The organism is Amycolatopsis sp. NPDC003676 (assembly GCF_053587275.1).
Genome location: NZ_JBSFNS010000282.1, coordinates 1 through 1,484, shown reverse-complemented (window position 1 = coordinate 1,484; position 1,484 = coordinate 1). Strand labels below are relative to the sequence as shown.

The following is a 1,484-nucleotide window of genomic DNA, read 5'->3' as shown; positions in this document are numbered from 1 at the left end:
CGGTATTAGTTTCCCGGCTTTGCGCCGTCCGGCGTGCACGAGATCAGCCGGCGGGCGGAACGGGCGTACTCCGCGGGAGGGGCTCCGGTCACCGCCAGGCCGCGCCCGGCCACTTCTACTGGACCGGCGACAAGCAGGTGCGCTGGAAGCCGAACGAGTTCTGGCCCGCCAACACCGACGTCACCGTCGTGGCAGGCGGCACCACCAGCTCGTTCCGCATCGGTGACGCCTTCATCGCCAGCGTCGACGACAACACCAAGATGATCACCGTGACGGTGAACGGTGAGGTCGTCAAGGAGATGCCGACCTCGCTGGGCAAGAAGGGCTACGAGACCCCGAACGGCACCTACATCGTGGGCGAGCGGTTCGAGAAGATGACCATGGACTCGTCGACCTACGGCGTGCCGGTCACCGATCCCGAGGGCTACAAGCTCGAGGTGGAGTACGCGACCCGCATCTCCAACAGCGGCATCTTCGTGCACGCCGCGCCGTGGTCGGTCGGCCAGCAGGGCTACTCCAACGCCAGCCACGGCTGCCTGAACGTGAGCACCGAGAACGCCAAGTGGTTCCTGGAGAACTCGCGCCGGGGCGACGCCGTCGTCGTCACCAACACCCAGGGCGGCACCCTGAGTTCCGGTGACGGACTGGGCGACTGGAACTGATTCGCTGAACAAAAGCCGAACAATACGATCAATCGCGGTCGTGTTGTTCGGCTTTTTGCTGTACTCGCCCTTGTGCGCCCGATGTTCAGAGCTACGGCGGCCAGGGTTAACCGGCAGTTCGCCATGCGCCGTAAAACTGCCGCGGTGCGAAGCAGTCCAGAGCGGGTCCTCCCCGCGCCACGAGGCCGCGGGCTGAAAAGCCGCCCGTGGCAGGACTATGCGCTGTTCCTGGTCCTGGTCGTGCCGAACCTGGTGCTGCTGACGCTGTTCGTTTACCGGCCGCTGGCCGACAACATCCGGCTGTCGTTCACCGACTGGAACATCGCGGATCCTGTTGCCACTCCGATCGGTTTCGACAACTACGTCGAGTGGTGGGGGCGCGAGGACTCCTGGAAGGTCGTCTCCAACACGGTGATCTTCACCGTCGCCGCGGTCGTCGTGAGTATGGCGCTCGGACTGGCGCTGGCCCTGTTGCTCGACCGAAAACTGTTCGGGCGCAATGTGGTTCGTTCGGCTATTTTCGCGCCTTTCGTTATCTCGGGCGCGGCGATCGGCGTGGCTTTCCAATTCATCTTCGATCCGAGTTTCGGTCTGGTACAAGATGTTCTGCACCGCGTCGGCGTCGACCGTGTTCCGGATTTCTATCAGGACCCACACTGGGCCCTGTTCATGGTGACGATCACTTACATCTGGAAGAACCTCGGCTATACCTTCGTCATCTATCTGGCCGCCCTGCAAGGCGTGCGAACTGGAGCCGGGGCTCGTCGACTTGATCGTCCGCGATGTCGGCGCCGGTGCGGCACGCACGCACACCGGATCGGC

Annotated in this window: 2 protein-coding genes; both read left to right on the top strand. The window is 63.7% G+C overall.

Annotation, left to right across the window (positions count from 1 at the left end; all coding sequences use genetic code 11):
• Window positions 1-662, top strand: a 662-nt coding sequence (locus tag ACWDNU_RS45680; RefSeq protein ID WP_449673426.1) for a L,D-transpeptidase, incomplete at its 5' end; no start/stop codon positions are given.
• Window positions 663-734: 72 nt separating this feature from the next.
• On the top strand, window positions 735-1,484 hold a 750-nt coding region (locus ACWDNU_RS45675; RefSeq protein WP_449673425.1), incomplete at its 3' end, for a carbohydrate ABC transporter permease.